Raw genomic sequence first — 14614 nt, 5'->3', positions numbered from 1 at the left:
TTTTCATTGCTTCAATCGGAACTCATAGGGCGCAGACTTGTTTTCACCCCGACACGCGAACAGGAAGGATATGCCGATGGGACTGACCGAGGGCCGTGGCCCCAAGACCGTCTGGGCCAACCCCGCCGAAATCATCCGCAGCCTCGCACCGGAAAATCCGGTCATGGCCTTTGCGCCTTCGGTCCTGCGCGCCACCGCGCAGCGGTTCTTGCAGGGCTTTCCGGGCCTGGTCACCTATGCGGTGAAATCAAACCCCGACGAGGCGGTGATCCGTACCCTGGTCGAGGCCGGCGTCCGGGGCTTTGACGTCGCCTCGCCCTATGAGATCGACCTGATCGGCCGGCTGGCCCCGAATGCGGCGCGCCATTACCACAACCCCGTCCGTTCGCGCGCCGAAATCGCCCATGCGGTCGAAGCCGGCATCACCTCATGGTCGGTCGACAGCCATTCCGAGCTGGAAAAGCTTTTCGCGCGCGTCCCCGCGGGCAGCGAAATCTCGCCCCGCTTCAAGCTGCCGGTGCTGGGCGCGGCCTATGATTTCGGCTCGAAATTCGGGGCCTCGCCCGAGCTTGCGGCGGAACTGCTGCGCGCGGTGGCCGATCGCGGCTATATTCCGTCGCTGACCTTCCACCCCGGCACGCAATGCGTCGATCCCCACGCCTGGGAGGCCTATATCACCTCGGCCCGCGAAATCTGTGACATGGCGGGCGTCCGGGCACGGCGGCTGAATGTGGGCGGCGGGTTCCCCAACCACCGCGTCATCGGGATCGAACCCGATCTGACGGCGATCTTTCAACTGATCGGGCGCACCACCGCCGAGGCCTTTGGCGATGACGCCCCCGAACTGGTCTGCGAGCCGGGGCGCGGTCTGTGCGGCGACGCATTCGCGCTGATCACCCGGGTCAAGGCGGTGCGCGACGGCACCAGCGTCTTTCTGAACGATGGCGTCTATGGCGGGCTGACCGAGCTGCCGATGATCGGCAATATCGACCGGCTGCAAGTGCTGACCCCCGAAGGCACCCCGCGCGAGGATGAGGCCATGCCGCGCGTCATCTTTGGCCCGACCTGCGATTCCGTCGACCGTCTGCCGGGCGAATTGGCCCTGCCCGCCAGCATCGAGGAAGGGGACTATGTCATCTTTCACGGCGCCGGGGCCTATTCGACGGTCACCAACACCCGATTCAACGGCTTCGGTCAGATGGCACACCTGACCGTGAACACGTTTGAATAGGCATTAATCGACGCTTTGCATTTCCATGTTAGCGTGGCGGGATGGAATCGTTACCCCCGCCCGTTACCCAGATTGTGCTTCTGGATGGTACCTTTGCCTCGCTCACGCAGGGGCGAAGGTCGTCGATTGCGCGCATCCATGCGCTGCTTTCGGGCGATTGCGGGCCTCTGCCGGCGCAGGTCGGGCTGTGCTATGAGCCCGGCCAGCAATGGGAGGCGTGGCGCACCTTGCCCCAGCTGGCGATGGGTGCGGGGCTGGAACGGTCGATCTGCGAAGCCTATGCTTGGCTTGCGCGCAAATGGCGGCCGGGCAATCCGCTGTTCTTTTTCGGCTATTCGCGCGGGGCTTTTGGCGTGCGTTCACTGGCGGGGATGATCGGGCATGTCGGCCTGCTCAAGCCCGCCCATGCCAGTCACAAGAACATCATGCGCGCCTGGCAGCTGTATCGCCAGGGTGGCGCCGGCAGGCCGCAGCGGCTGGATCCGACGCTGTGCCACGATCAGGTGCCGATCCGCATGATCGGCGTTTTCGACACCGTGACGGCGCTGGGATTGCGGCTGCCTTTGCTGTGGATGCTGACCGAGCCGCGCTTTCGCTTTCACGACAGCCATCTGGGCGCGCTGGTCGAACATGGCGTGCAGGCGCTGGCGCTGGACGAAACCCGTGCTGCGTTCCAGCCGCTGATCTGGGACAGCGCGGCGGCGGGGGATCGGGTCGAACAGATGTGGTTTCGCGGCTGTCACCCCGATATCGGCGGCCAGCTTTCGGGCCTGGAATATGCGCGTCCGCTGGCCAATATCCCGCTTGTCTGGATGCTGTCGCGGGCCGAGGCCTTTGGCCTGCCGCTGCCACAGGGGTGGCGCGATCACTTCCCCTGCGATGCGACCGCGCCCTCGATCGGGTCATGGCGCAATTGGGGCAAGGCGTTTCTGGCCCGCGCCCCGCGTCTGGCCGGCGCCGACCCGTCCGAGGCGCTGCACCCGACCGTGCCGCGCCCCTATACCGGCCCGGCGCTGTTGACCGGCGCGCTCAGCGCCGCGGCACCCGAACGCCCGCATCGGCGCCCATACCGGGCCAAGCGCAAAGCCGGGCCGCGGATGGCGGCGGCGCCCCCCGCCGCCACCCCGGCAGAACGGGCCATCGAGGACGCCCCCGTCGGCCAACCTCAACAGGACGGCTGACACGCCGCCACCTGCGGGCACGCGAACCGATGGGCGGCAATGGCGCGGCCGGGACATGATCGCCCCAAAGCCGCACCCAAGCGCGGCGACCCCGATATGGCGGTGGCGGAGGGATCAGCAAAGCGCGATGGCCTTGGGCCGGGTGTGCGAAAACGGCCCCGCCGAAGACATGCCCCCAAAGGCCATGACGGCCAGCGCCGGTTCCGGCACGGGCCATCATTCACGCGATACCCGCGCCCCGGAACCGTCCCGTGATCCGCAAGGGCGGCCGCGATGGCCGGGCACGATCCCCGCTCAGGCGACCTGCGACAGATCGCCGTTCGGATGAACCCCCAGCGCGGCACAGACTTTCAACACCAGCTCGGGCTTGTTCAGCGTATAGAAATGCAGCTTTTCGACGCCGCCCTCGACCAGCTGCTCGCACAGGCCGACACAGACATCCAGCGCAAGCTGCGCTTCGCCGGCCTTGCCGGCGGCGGCAAAGGCCTCTTCGGCCCATTGCGGCACGCTGGTGCCGCAACGCTCGGCAAAGCGGCGCGCCCCGGCCCAGCTTTGGATCGGCAGGATCCCGGGCAGGATGGGCGCGTCGATCCCGGCCGCCACGCAGGCATCGCGAAAACGGAAAAAGGTATCGGCGTCGAAAAAGAACTGCGTGATCGCGCTGGTGGCGCCGGCATCCACCTTGCGTTTCAGCCAGGCCACATCGGCGGCGGTGTCGGGGCTGTCGGGATGCGGCTCGGGATAGGCGCCGCAACGGATGGTCATGTCGCCGCGCGCCGCGATCGCCTCGATCAGCTCGACCGAGCTGGCGAAACCGTCGGCATGCGGGGTAAAGCGGTCCTGCCCCTGCGGCGCATCCCCGCGCAGGGCGACGATTTCACGCACCCCGGCGGCGGCGTAATCGGCGACGATCTGCAAGGTTTCCTCGCGCGTGGCATCGACACAGGTCAGATGCGCGGCCACGTTCAGCCCGTAATGGCTGGCCAGCGCCGTCACCGCCTCATGGGTCAATTGCCGCGTGGTGCCGCCCGCGCCATAGGTCACCGAAACGAAATCCGGTGCCAGCGGCGCCAGCGCGCGCGCCGTGTCCCACAGCCGGAACGACTGATCCAGATTGCGGGGCGGAAAGAATTCAAAGCTGACAGCGGGCAGGGTCATGGCGGGGTCCTTTATCTTGCGGGGCTTGTGACACGCCCCGCGACGTGAGACAAATTCATAATCTTCAAGATCGTGATGAGTTTCAGTCAAGATGCACCTTGAGCTTCGGCACCTGCGCAGCCTGCGCGCCATCCATGATCAGGGCGGTCTGGCCCGCGCCGCCGAGACGCTGAACCTGACCCAATCCGCACTGTCGCATCAGATCAAGGCGCTTGAGGAACAGGCCGGGGTCGAGCTTTTCCTGCGCAAGACCAAACCTTTGCGCCTGTCTGCGGCCGGGATGCGGCTGTTGCGCACCGCCGAACAGGTCCTGCCTCTGATCGCGGCGGCCGAGGCCGAATTCCGCGCCGTCGAGATCGGCCGCGCCGGGCGCCTGCATGTGGCGATGGAATGCCATCACTGTTTCGACTGGCTCTTGCCGGTGCTGGACCAGTTCCGCCGCGCCTGGCCCGAGGTGGATCTGGACATCCGCTCAAGCCTCGCGCTGAAAGCCTTGCCCGCGCTGCAACGCGGCCAGGTGGATATGGTCATATCCTCGGATCCCGAGGATATGGACGGGATCACCTTTCAGCCGCTTTTCGATTACGCGCCCACGCTGGTGGTGCCCGCCGGCCATGCGCTGGTCGCCAAGGGCCATGCCGAGGCCGCCGATCTGGCCGCCGAGACGCTGATCACCTATCCGATGGACCGCGCCCGGCTGGACGTGTTTTCGCAATTTCTGGACCCCGCCGGGGTCGAACCCGCGCAGGTCCGTCAGGTCGAACAGACCGCCATCGCATTGATGCTGATCGCGGCGGGGCGCGGGGTGGCGGTGATGCCCGACTGGGTGCTGCGGGCGCAGGCGGCGAACCCCGAAATCGCCCTGTTGCCGCTGGGCCGGAACGGCATCCTGCGCCGGCTTTACGCCGCCCTGCGCAGCGAGGACCTGCATCAACCCTTCATGGCCCATTTCCTGCGTCTGGCGCGGACCGAACCGCTGCGGCTGATGCGCGGCGCGGCAACGGCCCCGAAATGACGCGACGCCGCCGGCATCAAAACGACCTGTGACGTTTGACAAGCCGTCACATTCGCTGAACAACGCAAATGTAGCGATTGCAGGAACCCCATGGTTGACCAGCCCGTCTTTCCCAAGCTGACCGCGACCATGACCGATGGCGCCCTGCGGATCAGCGGCGATTTCACGGTCTGGACGCTGGCAAGCCTGCCGGCCGGCGCGGATGGCGCGAAGGTTATCGAACTTGGCGACCTGCGCCGTTTCGACACCGCCGCCGCGCAATATCTTGCCGGCCGCGAACGCGACGGCGCCACCCTTCGCGGTCTGAACGAGGTTCAGGCCGCCCTGCTTGGCACGGTGCGCAAGGCCGAACCCAAGCCCGAGATCCTGCCACCAGAGCCGCAGGGCTGGCGCGCGACCTGTGAACGCACCGGGCGCCAGCTTGTTTCCGGGCTGGGCCTGATCAACGAGCTGGCCGAATATCTGGGCCGCTTTCTTGCCGCATTGGGCCGCGCGATCCGCAGCCCAAGCGAGTTCCGTTTCACCTCGCTCGTCTATCATTGTCAGGAAACCGGCCTGCGCGCGGTGCCCATCGTGGCGTTGATGTCGTTTCTGATCGGTGTCGTGCTGGCCTTTCAGGGCGCATCGCAGTTGAAATATTTCGGCGCCGAGATCTTTGTCGTCGACCTGATCGCGATCGCCATCCTGCGCGAGCTGGGGATCCTGTTGACCGCGATCATCGTCGCCGGGCGCACGGCCTCGGCGCTGACCGCGTCGATCGGTTCGATGAAGATGAACGAGGAAATCGACGCCATGCGCACGCTGGGGCTGGACCCGGACATGGTGTTGCTGTTGCCGCGGGTGCTGGCGCTGATCATCACCCTGCCGATTCTGGGGCTGATATCGGATGTCGCGGGGCTGGTGGGCGGCGGGCTGATGTCGTGGATCGATCTTGGCATTTCGCCGGCGATGTTCACCTATCGCCTGCTGGCGGATACCGATGTCAGCCATGTCTTTGTCGGACTGGTCAAGGCGCCGGTCTTTGCGGTGATCATCGGCGTCATCGGCTGCCATGCCGGGATGAAGGTCGGCAAGGATGCGGAATCGCTGGGGGCCCAGACCTCGGGTTCGGTCGTGCGGGCGATCTTTGCCGTGATCGTGGCCGATGCGCTGTTTTCCATCTTCTTCTCCGAGCTTGGCCTATGACGGAAAATGTCATCGAGGTACGCGGCCTGAGAAACCAGTTCGGCAGCCATGTCGTGCACAACAATCTGGATATGGACCTGCGCCGGGGCGAGATTCTGGGCGTGGTCGGGGGATCCGGCACCGGGAAATCGGTGCTCTTGCGCAGCATCGTCGGGTTGAACCGGCCCGCCGCCGGCACCGTGCGGGTGCTGGGCCAGGACATCGCCACCCTGTCGGGTCCGGCGCGCGAGGCGCTGGAACGGCGCTGGGGCGTGCTCTTTCAAAGCGGGGCGCTGTTTTCATCGCTGAACGTGCGCGAAAACGTCGAGGTGCCGCTCAAGGCGGTGCCGGGCCTGTCGCCCGAAACCCGCTCGGCGCTGGCCGAGCTCAAGGTGTCGATGGCCGGCCTGCCCTGGATCGCCAATGACAAGAGCCCGGCCGACCTGTCGGGCGGCATGGTCAAGCGCGCGGGGCTTGCGCGGGCGCTGGCGCTCGACCCGGAAATCGTCTTTCTGGACGAACCCACGGCGGGGCTGGACCCCATCGGGGCGGATGCCTTTGACCGGCTGATCCTTGAGCTGCGCGATTCGCTGAACCTTTCGGTGTTCATGGTCACGCATGATCTGGACACGCTGCACACCTGTTGCGACCGCATCGCGGTTCTGTCGGACAAGCGCGTGCTGGCATCGGGCACCATCCCCGAGCTGCTGAAAGTCGACGATCCCTGGATTCACGAGTATTTCCACGGCCCGCGTGCCCGCGCGGCCTTTTCGACCGACGAAGGCAAGGAGCAAGGCTGACATGGAAACCAAGGCCAATTACGTTCTGATCGGCGCCTTCACCATTCTGGGCTTTCTCGGGATCCTGTTGTTCCTGATGTGGTTCGCCAAGCTTCAGGTGAATCGCCAATTCGCCTATTACGACATCTATTTCACCGGCGTCAGCGGCCTGAGCGTGTCCTCCGAGGTCACATTCGCCGGCCTTGGCGTGGGCAAGGTCGTGGACATGGTCTTGGCCGACAATGACAACGGCGTCGTGCGCGTCCGTGTCGAGGTCGAGGAAAACACCCCCGTGCGCAGGAATTCGGCCGCGTCGCTGGAAATTCAGGGCGTGACCGGCACCGCCAATGTCGCCATCACCTCGGGCACGCCCGATTCGCCGCTTTTGCGCGGCGAGGGCGGCGAGATCCCGATCATCGTCGCCAATGCCTCGGTTCTGGAAACGCTCAGCAATGAGGGGCCGCAGATGATTTCGCGGCTGAACCATGTGGCCGAACAGCTGACCTTGCTGCTGGGCGACGACAACCAGACCCGCGTGCGCAACATCCTCAGCAATGTCGAACGCTCAAGCGCCAATCTGGATCAGGCGCTGGCCGATATCGGCACCGCCGCCGATGGCATCGCGGCCCTGGGCAGCAAGCTGGACGCGCTGAGCGCCTCGGCCGACACGATGATGAAAAAGATCACCGAAACCGCCGGCAATGCCGATACGACGCTGGCTTCGGGGACCGCGACGCTGGACGAATTGCGCGGCTATGTGGCGGGCGATCTGAAATCGCTGACCGAAAATCTGGGCCAGACCGCCGCGACCCTGCGCGAGGATGTGCCGCGCCTGACCGCCCGGCTGACGACGACGCTGGACAATCTGGATCCGGCCATCGCCATCGCCAAGGAAACGCTGGGTTCGGCGGCGCGCACCTTTGACGGCGCCGACCGCATCATCAACACCGAGGTCGGGCCGGTCGCCGCCGATCTGCGGGTCACGCTTGGCAAGGCCAATCAGGCCATCGACCAGCTGGCGGTCGATCTGCCCGATATTTCCCGATCCGTGCGCAACGCCGCCGACTCGGCGGATGCCGCGTTCTCGGGCCTGCGCCAGATGGTCGAGGGCGCGCGTGCCCCCGTCGTCGCCTTCACCCGCGAGGGGCTGCCGCAATATACCCGGCTTGCCGCCAGCCTGCGCAGCGTGGCAGATAATGTGAATCAGCTCGTCTCGTCCCTGCGGCGCAACCCGTCCAGCATTCTTTCGGGGCCCAAAACCCCGGAATTCCGCCGCTAATCCCGCCTGAGGAGATCAAGATGCGCCTTTCCGCCGCCACATTTCTCGTCCTTGGCCTGACCACCGCCCTGACCGGCTGCGGCGCGCTCAAAGCGCTTGAGGGCGAACCCGACCGCGACGTGTTCGAACTGCGCCCGCCTTCGGACACGCCGTTGAAATGCGGTCGCGGCCGCATCGCCGAGCTGGTGATCGAAGCCCCCAAGGCGCGCGGCACGCTGGACACCGAACGCATCATGATCCGGCCCAGCGCCTTGCAGACGCAATACCTGCCGGATGCGCGCTGGGGCGATACCGTGCCGGTCACGCTGCAAACGCTGCTGGTGCGCGGCTTTGGCGCCTATGACGTCTGGACCCATGTCGGGCGCGCGCCTCTGGGCACCGCGGGCGATTATGCGATCATCAGCGAAATCAACGATTTCAACGCCGAAACCCAGGGCAAGGGGGCGATCGTCAAGCTGACCGTCGACGCCCAGATGGTGCGCGAGGCCGATGCCTCGGTCGTGTCGCGCGGCCATTTCGCCACCACCGCCGTATCGCCCAGCACCAAGACCGAGGATCTGGTCGTGGCCTTCGATCAGGCCGGCCAGCAACTGGTCGCGGAAATGACCGGCTGGGGCCTCAAGGCGGTGGGCGTGAACGCCGCGCGCTGCCGCTAATCGGCCCCGCCCCGCCGGCCGCCACCGGCGCCGCCACCACCGCGCCGGAACAGGCTGGCGCGGTCGTAAAGATCCTCAAGGCGGCGCATGCGGGCCTCGGTCTGGGGCCAGTCGCGTTCCTGCACCGCCGCCAAAAGCGTTTCGACCAGCACCAAAAGCGCGACCGAACTGTCCCAGGCCGAGGGCACCTCGATCTGGGCGGAAAAGCGGAACCGCGCATGGGCGGCGATGGGGCTGACCCATGGGTCGGTGATCAGCACGATCTCGGCGCCGCGTTCGACCGCCAGCTCGGCCAGTTGCAGGATCGTGCTTTCATAGCGGCGGATGTCAAAGACGATCAGCACATCGCCCGCCCGCAGATCCAGAAGCGCCGGCGGCCAGGCGTTCGACACCCCCTGCATCAGCGTCACCCCCGGCCGCACGATGCCCAGCTGCGTGACCAGATAATCGGCCAGCGCATGGGTGATTCGCCCGCCGGTGACGAAAACACGGCGCGCCGGATCGGCCAGCATCGCCGCGCAGGCATCGAATTCGGCATGGTCGATCCGGCCCAGCGTCACCGACAGATTGGTCAAGACCGCATCGGCGAAACGGTTCAGGATATGGGTCTGCGGCACGCCATGGGTCCAGCGCGCGTGCTTGGACAGGGGCGATTCCAGCCGCGCCTCGACCTCGGCGCGCAGCTGGGTCTGAAATTCGGGATAGCCGCGAAAGCCCAGCTTTTGCACCAGCCGCAGCACCGTGGGCGTGGAAACGCCCGCCTCGCGCGCAAGCTGCGGCATCGAGCCAAGCCCCGCCACCGGGTAATGCCGCGTCAGATGCCCGGCCAAGAGCCGCTCGGACGGGGTCAGCGTCTCGAACCGCTGGGCAAGGCGGTCCTCGATCATGCAGGCGGCCATTTCGGCCGGGGTCGGCGCATCGGACATATGCTGATCCTTCAGGCAGAAAACGGGCCGCATCCAGGCAAGCGCCGTAAAGATCGTAACAGAACAAACCTATCCTGAAAAATAATTGACAGAACCCGCCCGCTTGATCCAGCCTGTTCTTCGGGGGGAACGGAATGACCGACAGCGTGCCATTCTATCGGATCGAGAACGAGGCGGCGGCCAGCGCCGTGGTTCTGGTCTGTGAACATGCCTCGAACGCGTTTCCGCCGCCCTGGGAGGACGAGCTTGGGCTGGCGCCCGATCAGCGCGCGGCGCATATCGCCTGGGACCCCGGCGCGCTTGGCGTGGCGCGGGGGCTGGCGCGGGCGCTGGATGCGGCGCTGATCCACGCCACCGCCTCGCGGCTGATCTATGATCTGAACCGCCCGCCGCATGCGCCCGGCGCCATGCCCGCCCAAAGCGAGGTTCACCGCATCCCCGGCAATGCCGATCTGTCCGCCGGGGAGCGGCTGGCCCGGACGCGGGCGCATTACATCCCCTTTCACGCAGCCCTTGCCGGGCTTTTGTCGGAACGGCTGGCGCGCGGGACGCGCCCGGCGCTGATCACCGTCCACAGCTTTACCCCCGTCTATTTCGGCCAGCCGCGCGCGGTCGAATTCGGCGTGATCCACGATGCCGACGACCGGCTGGCGCGCGCCATCGCGGCGCGGGACACCGGCCTGAACACGCGTCTCAACGAACCCTACAGCGCCAGTGACGGCGTGGCCCATATGCTGGCGCGGCACGCCACGCCCTTTGGCCTGCCCCATGCCATGCTGGAGATCCGCAACGACCTGATCGCGACGCCCGAGGCACAGGCCGACATGGCCGCCCGCCTTGCCCCCGCGATCCAAGCCGCCATCAACGAGGTGGGATAATGCCGAACTGGGCGATTTCTTACGTCAGGGGGATCGAGGCGGTGAATTACCGCATCGGCCGCCTTGCCATGTATCTGCTGTTCGTGATCATGGGGATCCTCTTGTGGTCCTCGGTCACCAAGGTCTTTGCCTTTCCGTCGCTCTGGACGCTGGAAATGGCGCAGTTCACGCTGGTCGCCTATTACCTTCTGGGCGCGCCCTATTCGATGCAGCTGGGCGCGAATGTGCGCATGGACCTGCTTTATGCGCGGTTGCCGCTGCGCCGACAGGCGGCATGGGACATCTTCACGATCTTCTGCCTGCTCTTCTATCTGGGGGTGATGCTGTGGGGGGCGCTGGACAGCACCGCCTATAGTTTCCGCATCGGCGAGCGCGCGCCCAGCGCGTGGCGGCCCTATCTGTGGCCGATCAAGCTGATCATCACCATCAGCTTCGCGCTGATGATCCTTCAGGCCATCGCCCATCTGATCCGTGACATCGCCATCATCCGCGGGGTCGAAATCGAAAAGCCCTTTGCCCACGAGGTCGACCGATGAGCTATGAATGGATCGCGGTCCTGATGTTTTCGACCATGCTGCTGATGATGATCACCGGGCAGCGGGTCTTTGGCGCCATCGGCTTTGTCGCCGTGGTGGCGGCGCTGGCGCTCTGGGGGCCGGGCGGCACCGATATGGGCTTTTCCGCCGTGATGAAGGTGATGAAGTGGAACGCGCTGCTGACGCTGCCGATGTTCGTCTTCATGGGCTATGTGATGTCGGAATCCCGGCTGGCCGAGGATCTTTACCGCATGTTCCACGTCTGGTTCGGCCCGATGCCGGGGGGGCTGGCGATCGGGACGATCCTGCTGATGGTGATGATTTCGGCGATGAACGGGCTTTCGGTCGCGGGCATGGCCATCGGCGCGACCATCGCGCTGCCGGAACTGGTCAAGCACCGCTATGACAAGCTGATGATTTCGGGGGTGATTCAGGCCGGCTCAAGCCTTGGCATCCTGATCCCGCCCTCGGTCGTCCTGGTGCTTTATTCGCTGATCGCGCGTCAGCCGGTCAGCCAGCTTTGGCTGGCGGGGATCGGGCCGGGCCTGCTGATGGCGGCGCTGTTCGTGGTCTATGTGCTGATCCGCACATGGCTGAACCCGGCCCTGGCGCCGCCCATGCCGGCCGAGGAACGCGCCGCGATCACCTGGCCGGAACGCTTCCGCTTGCTGCGGGCGGGGTTCCTGCCGCTGGTGATCTTTGCCGCGATGATGATCCCCTTTGTCAAAGGCTGGACCTCGCTGACCGAAAGCAGCGTCGTGGGCGCGCTGGCGGCGGTGCTGGCCGCCGTGATCAAGGGCCGCTTCACCCGGCAGGTGTTCGAGGTGGCGACCCGCCAGACGCTGGCCATCACCTGCATGTTCATGCTGATCATCATGGCGGCGCTGAGCTTTGGCGCGGTCTTTGACGGGCTGGGCGCGGGCCGCGCCATCGAGGATCTGTTTCTGGGCCAGCTGCACCTGACGCCCTTGCAGGTGCTGTTGCTGATGCAGGTCTCGTTCATCTTCATGGGGATGTTTCTGGACGACACCGCCATGCTGGTCATCGTCGCGCCGATCTATGTCGGGCTGGCGCGCAGCCTTGGCTTCGATCTGGTCTGGTACGGCATCCTTTACACGATCACCTGCCAGATCGCCTATCTGACGCCGCCCTTCGGCTACAACCTGTTCCTGATGCGGGCCATGGCGCCGCGCGATTTCACGCTGGGCGTGATCTATCGCTCGGTCCTGCCTTTCGTTCTGATCATGGTGCTGACCTTGGCGCTTGTGATCGCGTTCCCGGGCATCGCCATGTGGCTGCCCCATTCGATCTACGGACAATAACACCAACAGGGAGAATGAAGATGACCACCAGACGCAAGTTCCTGACCCATGGCGCCCTTGCCGCCGGCACGACCGCGCTGGCCGCGCCCGCCATCGCGCAGGGCGCGCCCCTGAAATGGCGCATGCAGACCTATGCCGGCTCGGCCCTGGGCGAACATGTCTGCAAGCCCGCCATTGATGCCTTCAACAAGATCGCCAATGGCCAGATGGAGATCGAGCTGTTCTATGCCGACCAGCTGGTGCCCACGGCCGAGCTGTTCCGCGCCATGCAAAACGGCACCATCGATGCCGTGCAATCCGACGATGACAGCATGGCAAGCCCGACCGAGGTCACCGTATTCGGCGGCTATTTCCCGTTCGCGCTGCGCTATTCGCTGGATGTGCCGGCGCTCTTCAACCACTACGGCCTCGATGAGATCTGGAAGGAACAATATGCCGCCCAGGGCATCCAGCATATCTCGGCCGGGTCGTGGGATCCGTGCAACTTTGCCACCAAACAGCCGATCAACAGCCTTGCGGACCTGAAGGGCAAGCGCGTCTTTACCTTCCCGACCGCCGGGCGGTTCCTGTCGAAATTCGGCGTCGTCCCCGTCACCCTGCCGTGGGAGGATATCGAGGTCGCCTTGCAGACCGGCGAGCTGGACGGCGTCGCATGGTCGGGCATCACCGAGGATTATACCGTCGGCTGGGCCGGTGCGACCGGGCATTTCCTCACGAACAGCATCTCGGGCGCGTGGATCGGGCATTTCTTTGCCAATCAGAAACGCTGGGACGAGGTGCCCGATCACCTGAAAGAGCTGATGAAGGCGGTCTTCGATCAGTCGCATTACTATCGCCAGCACTGGTATTGGTCGGGCGAGGCCAAGCTGCGCGTCACCGGCGACAAGATGAAGCTGACCACCATCCTGGCCGAGGAATGGGCGACCGTCGAAACCGCCGCCAAGGAGTTCTGGGACGAGATCGCCGCCGAATCCGAGGTCAAGGCCCGCGTCGTCGCCAAGATCAAGGAATATAACGAGGCGATGGAAAAAGCCGGCCCGCCCTATCGCTATTCCTGATCGCCGATCCCTGACAGCGGGGCGCGCCAGTCCCGGCGCGTCCCTTTCCCCCGGAGTGACCCATGCCCGCGAATCTGACATTCCAGACCCTGAAAGCCGCCGTTCAGGCGGGCGAGATCGACACCGTCATGGTCGCCCTTGTCGATATGCAGGGCCGCCTGATGGGCAAGCGCTTTCACGCCGCGCATTTCATCGAAAACCCCGATGAAACCCATTGCTGCAATTACCTTCTGGCCACGGATATCGAGATGAATACCGTGCAGGGCTATCAGGCGACGGGCTGGGCGGCGGGCTATGGCGATTATGTGATGAAGCCCGATCTGAGCACGCTGCGCCGTCTGCCATGGGCGCCGGGCACGGCCTTTTGCATGGTCGATCTTTACGACCATCACACGCATGAGCTGATCCCCCATGCGCCGCGCAGCGTGCTGCGCAGCCAGATCGCCCGGGCCGAGGCGATGGGCTATACCCCGATGATGGCGACCGAGCTGGAATTCTTTCTCTTTGCCCAGGGCTACAAGGATCTGTTCGACAATGGCTATGCCGGACTTGTCCCCACCGCGCGCTATAATGTCGATTACGCCCTGACCGGCACCGCCGCCGACGAGCCGGTGATGCGCGCGCTCAGGAACGGGCTTTACGGCGCCGGCATCCCGGTCGAGAACTCGAAAGGCGAGGCCGAGGCCGGCCAGCACGAAATCAACGCCAAATATTCCGACGCGCTGGACACGGCCGACATGCATGTGCTGATCAAGGCGGCGACCAAGGAAATCGCCCAGGCGCATGGCCAGTCCGCGACCTTCATGGCAAAATACCGCCATGGCCGCGCCGGATCGTCCAGCCATGTCCACCAGTCGCTGTTCCGGGACGGCGCGAACGCGTTCCACGACCCGAATGCCGAACATGGCATGTCGGACCTGATGCGGCATTATCTGGCCGGGCAGCTGGCCCATGCCGAGGCGCTGACCTATTTCCTTGCGCCCTATGTCAACAGCTACAAACGTTTCGTGACCGGGCTTTTCGCCCCGACCAAGGCGATCTGGTCGATCGACAACCGCACCGCCGGCTTTCGCGTCTGTGGCGATGGCACGCGGGGCGTGCGTGTCGAATGCCGCATCGGCGGTGCCGACCTGAACCCCTATCTGGCCTGCGCGGCGCTTCTGGCCGCCGGTCTCGACGGGGTCGAACGCAAGCTGGGGCTCGAGCCGCAGTTCTCGGGCGATGCCTATGCCGCCGAGGCCGCGCGCCAGATCCCGAAAACGCTGGGCGATGCGGCGCGGGCGCTGGACGGATCCGCCATGCTGCGCGCGGCTTTCGGGGATCGGGTCATTGACCATTACCTGCGCGCGGCGGAATGGGAACTTGAGGAACAGAACCGCGTCGTCACCGACTGGGAACTTGCCCGCGGCTATGAACGCGCCTGAACGGATT

General features: G+C 65.4%; 14 protein-coding genes. 12 read left to right on the top strand and 2 right to left on the bottom strand.

Features of this window, described 5'->3' with window-relative positions:
• Window positions 1-76: 76 nt before the first annotated feature.
• Window positions 77-1231, top strand: coding sequence for a type III PLP-dependent enzyme (locus ACFOMH_RS03185; protein WP_374422367.1), 1155 nt, complete (start codon window positions 77-79; stop codon window positions 1229-1231).
• Between the two features lie 41 nt (window positions 1232-1272).
• Window positions 1273-2412: a DUF2235 domain-containing protein gene (locus ACFOMH_RS03180; RefSeq protein ID WP_377742574.1), complete on the top strand. Its 1140-nt coding sequence runs from the start codon at window positions 1273-1275 to the stop codon at window positions 2410-2412.
• Between the two features lie 294 nt (window positions 2413-2706).
• Here ACFOMH_RS03180 and metF read toward each other — a convergent pair whose 3' ends face one another.
• The gene (metF, locus tag ACFOMH_RS03175) at window positions 2707-3570 is read right to left on the bottom strand and encodes a methylenetetrahydrofolate reductase [NAD(P)H] (protein WP_374422364.1); all 864 of its coding nucleotides are present in this window, start codon (window positions 3568-3570) and stop codon (window positions 2707-2709) included.
• 91 nt (window positions 3571-3661) lie between these two features.
• Between metF and ACFOMH_RS03170 the strand changes: the two genes are divergently transcribed.
• The 5 genes from ACFOMH_RS03170 to ACFOMH_RS03150 all read left to right on the top strand — a co-directional run bounded on the left by ACFOMH_RS03170 (window position 3662) and on the right by ACFOMH_RS03150 (window position 8463).
• Window positions 3662-4585, top strand: a complete 924-nt coding sequence (locus tag ACFOMH_RS03170; protein ID WP_374422363.1) for a LysR family transcriptional regulator — start codon at window positions 3662-3664, stop codon at window positions 4583-4585.
• 90 nt (window positions 4586-4675) lie between these two features.
• Complete coding sequence (locus ACFOMH_RS03165) at window positions 4676-5770, top strand: MlaE family ABC transporter permease (protein WP_374422361.1); 1095 nt, start codon at window positions 4676-4678, stop codon at window positions 5768-5770.
• Window positions 5767-6549, top strand: a complete 783-nt coding sequence (locus ACFOMH_RS03160) for an ABC transporter ATP-binding protein (protein WP_374422359.1) — start codon at window positions 5767-5769, stop codon at window positions 6547-6549. Before ACFOMH_RS03165 ends, ACFOMH_RS03160 begins: the two co-directional genes overlap by 4 nt.
• Before the next feature lies 1 nt (window position 6550).
• Window positions 6551-7807, top strand: coding sequence for an MlaD family protein (locus tag ACFOMH_RS03155; protein ID WP_377742572.1), 1257 nt, complete (start codon window positions 6551-6553; stop codon window positions 7805-7807).
• Window positions 7808-7827: 20 nt separating this feature from the next.
• Window positions 7828-8463 carry an ABC-type transport auxiliary lipoprotein family protein gene (locus ACFOMH_RS03150; RefSeq protein WP_377742571.1) on the top strand — a complete coding sequence of 212 codons (636 nt, stop codon included), beginning with the start codon at window positions 7828-7830 and terminating at the stop codon, window positions 8461-8463.
• Here ACFOMH_RS03150 and ACFOMH_RS03145 read toward each other — a convergent pair.
• Complete coding sequence (locus tag ACFOMH_RS03145; protein ID WP_374422824.1) at window positions 8460-9362, bottom strand: MurR/RpiR family transcriptional regulator; 903 nt, start codon at window positions 9360-9362, stop codon at window positions 8460-8462. The two genes, ACFOMH_RS03150 and ACFOMH_RS03145, sit on opposite strands and share 4 nt — an antisense overlap.
• Before the next feature lie 161 nt (window positions 9363-9523).
• Here ACFOMH_RS03145 and ACFOMH_RS03140 point away from each other — a divergent pair, with 161 nt between their 5' ends.
• The 5 genes from ACFOMH_RS03140 (at window position 9524) to ACFOMH_RS03120 (ending at window position 14607) form a co-directional block, all read left to right on the top strand.
• Entirely contained in the window at window positions 9524-10267 is a 744-nt protein-coding gene (locus tag ACFOMH_RS03140; RefSeq protein ID WP_377742570.1) for an N-formylglutamate amidohydrolase, read from the top strand.
• Complete coding sequence (locus ACFOMH_RS03135) at window positions 10267-10803, top strand: TRAP transporter small permease subunit (protein WP_377742568.1); 537 nt, start codon at window positions 10267-10269, stop codon at window positions 10801-10803. The genes ACFOMH_RS03140 and ACFOMH_RS03135 overlap by 1 nt, the downstream gene beginning before the upstream one ends.
• Complete coding sequence (locus tag ACFOMH_RS03130; RefSeq protein WP_374422352.1) at window positions 10800-12125, top strand: TRAP transporter large permease; 1326 nt, start codon at window positions 10800-10802, stop codon at window positions 12123-12125. Before ACFOMH_RS03135 ends, ACFOMH_RS03130 begins: the two co-directional genes overlap by 4 nt.
• A 20-nt stretch (window positions 12126-12145) precedes the next feature.
• Window positions 12146-13183, top strand: a complete 1038-nt coding sequence (locus tag ACFOMH_RS03125) for a TRAP transporter substrate-binding protein (RefSeq protein WP_377742567.1) — start codon at window positions 12146-12148, stop codon at window positions 13181-13183.
• A gap of 62 nt (window positions 13184-13245) precedes the next feature.
• Entirely contained in the window at window positions 13246-14607 is a 1362-nt protein-coding gene (locus tag ACFOMH_RS03120; protein ID WP_377742566.1) for a glutamine synthetase family protein, read from the top strand.
• The last annotated feature ends 7 nt before the right edge of the window (window positions 14608-14614 follow it).

This window comes from Paracoccus mangrovi, assembly GCF_042648425.1.
Taxonomy (GTDB): Bacteria; Pseudomonadota; Alphaproteobacteria; order Rhodobacterales; family Rhodobacteraceae; genus Paracoccus; species Paracoccus mangrovi.
Note: the sequence above shows the minus strand (reverse complement) of the source record. Positions and strands in the feature narration are given on the sequence as shown.